Annotated in this window: 2 protein-coding genes and 1 rRNA gene; all 3 read right to left on the bottom strand. The window is 37.5% G+C overall.

Annotated features, from left to right (window positions below; genetic code table 11):
- Positions 1-363: 363 nt before the first annotated feature.
- Positions 364-714: a hypothetical protein gene (locus BUC30_RS15730; RefSeq protein WP_073443432.1), complete on the bottom strand. Its 351-nt coding sequence runs from the start codon at positions 712-714 to the stop codon at positions 364-366.
- A gap of 330 nt (positions 715-1,044) precedes the next feature.
- Complete coding sequence (locus BUC30_RS15725; RefSeq protein WP_139260873.1) at positions 1,045-1,860, bottom strand: hypothetical protein; 816 nt, start codon at positions 1,858-1,860, stop codon at positions 1,045-1,047.
- 196 nt (positions 1,861-2,056) lie between these two features.
- Positions 2,057-2,146 (bottom strand): 5S ribosomal RNA (gene rrf, locus BUC30_RS15720); the annotation flags it as partial.

Raw genomic sequence — 2,146 nt, 5'->3', positions numbered from 1 at the left:
TCGTAAATTTGACTTCCAAGAAATTTTCTTGGGCCGTCACTAAGCACATCTCCGATTCCTTCAATCTTCCCGAAAGTCTCGCGGGCTTTCGCTTTACTCTCGATTCTTCGTTTTGACCGTCGTTTCGAGGGTGAGACCAATTATAGAATATTCGGGAGGAAAAACAAGGGGGTAGCGTAAAAAAATTTCACTTTTTTTGAAAAATATTCGTACCATCCGTAAAAGTTACACGTTGTTAACACAATATTAACATTCCAAATTGGTAATCAACTTAATAACAGCAATGCTTTAAGCAACGATAGCTATTGAACAGAGCGGTATCGCAATGATTGAATTGATAACGGTTACCGAAAAACCAAAGGGCTAAATTCTATGCACGCCATTTGACTTATACAAAATAATTCTATCCCCGCTGTATCCAAGAGCATTTAGTCCTTTGATTATGGGAGCAATATCTTTCATTAACACATCTTTTTCAAAAAGTATTTTCATCTGGCTTTCTAATAAGTCCTGAGCACATTTTATTTCTTTTGGAGGATTCTTTTGATTAAACGATTCTTCTTTTGAACGGACATCCGCTAAGAATTTCCATAAATCTTCTTGATTATTAAAAGAATGATAGTTATAGCCATGAAACGAACTATTTTCACTTAATGCATTTTCATTCAAGCTAACAACATAAGTAATGTCATCTTTTGAGCCATAAAATGTCAATAACTAATCCAAAGCTTTATAATCTTTAAAACACTCTATTTCAGATTCTCTATGATCATTCTTTGCACTCAAAAATTCATTAAGCAACAACTTTGAGCGATTACGCCCATACTTATACCTCAAAAAAGGCACATGTCGATGAATAAAAAAGCTTCCTCTAGTTCAGTCTATCTTTTCTTATTTAGCTCACTTTCAAGAGGCACAATCAACAGATCATGAATAGCAGAAATATCGGTAGCGGTCTTACCGATAACGTTGCCGCAAGGAGAAAAAGGGAGAAAACAGGATGTATGCGGAAAACCCATTCATTTGTATGCGTTATTCCTCATACTATTCCAAATCCAAATACAATCGAATCTTATAACCATAAGTTTTTAATTTTTTCACTATAGGTGCAAATTTTTTAACCAACACGTCCTTTTTAAAACTTACAAATATCTGATCGCTATCTTCTTTATCTTGCAATTCTCGTCTAAGACGAATATCTTCTATAAATTTCCATACATCATCTATATTTTCATAGGTGTACACTTTTTCCCCATCGATCAAACCGGATTCATTCAAGCTTACTTCATAAGAAAGACAATCTCCATTAGATCTTATGGTTAATGAAAAATCAATAAATTTTTGAGCACACTTTACAAGCAGTTCAGTATCCTTAATACGCCTATCCAGAATTTCATCAGTTATAATTCTTTTATGTGAAATTTTTTTTGAAAACTTATCCATTTGCCTCTCAATTTTTTCTCGCCGGCATGAAGAAAGATTTATTCCCTCATCTGAAAAATGATACGAACTTCTTTCTGGCAAATTCATATCAAGTGGTTCCCTGAAATTAGAACCGATCACATATTGAAATGATACATATCCACTGAACCCCATCGTAGCGATAACTTTATAAAAAACGTCATACGAAAGGTTTTCATCGATATGAAGCCTAGCATTTGATTCATCGGCAGGAATTCCCTTCCTTAAAGCCTCTTCTTGTTCAACCCTTCGAATCTCTTGCAATTCATTATCGAGAGGCATAATTAGCAAATCTTCATTATTCGAAATATCGGTGGCGGTCTTGCCGATAACGGTTCCGTTCAGCGAATACTCTTCGGTATTGACATCTATAACAACCTCCCCCTGCTTCGGAGTCATGAAATCCTTTTTGGCACTGTCGCAAGCAACAAGGAGAAAAAGGGAGAGAAACAAGATGTACGCGGAAAGTCTATTCATTTGTACAGAATATACAAAATAGTCTTGCATAAGCCGCCGCGGGAATGACAGCGCGACATTGCGCGGACGGGATAAAACAAGAAAGGGCCCCTCGAGGATTTTCTCAAGGGGCCCGTGAATCCAGCGGCGACCTACTCTCCCGGGCCCGGGGGCCAGGTACCATCGGCGATCTGAGGCTTAACTTCCGTGTTCGGGATGGGAACGGGTG

Source organism: Fibrobacter sp. UWB7 (assembly GCF_900142945.1).
Lineage (GTDB): Bacteria > Fibrobacterota > Fibrobacteria > Fibrobacterales > Fibrobacteraceae > Fibrobacter.
This window is presented reverse-complemented; position numbering and strand designations above follow the sequence as displayed.

Bases quoted from the DNA above. Each gene is read 5' to 3' on its own strand.
- BUC30_RS15725 (WP_139260873.1), bottom strand. From the start codon at position 1,860: ATGACTCCGAAGCAGGGGGAGGTTGTTATAGATGTCAATACCGAAGAG.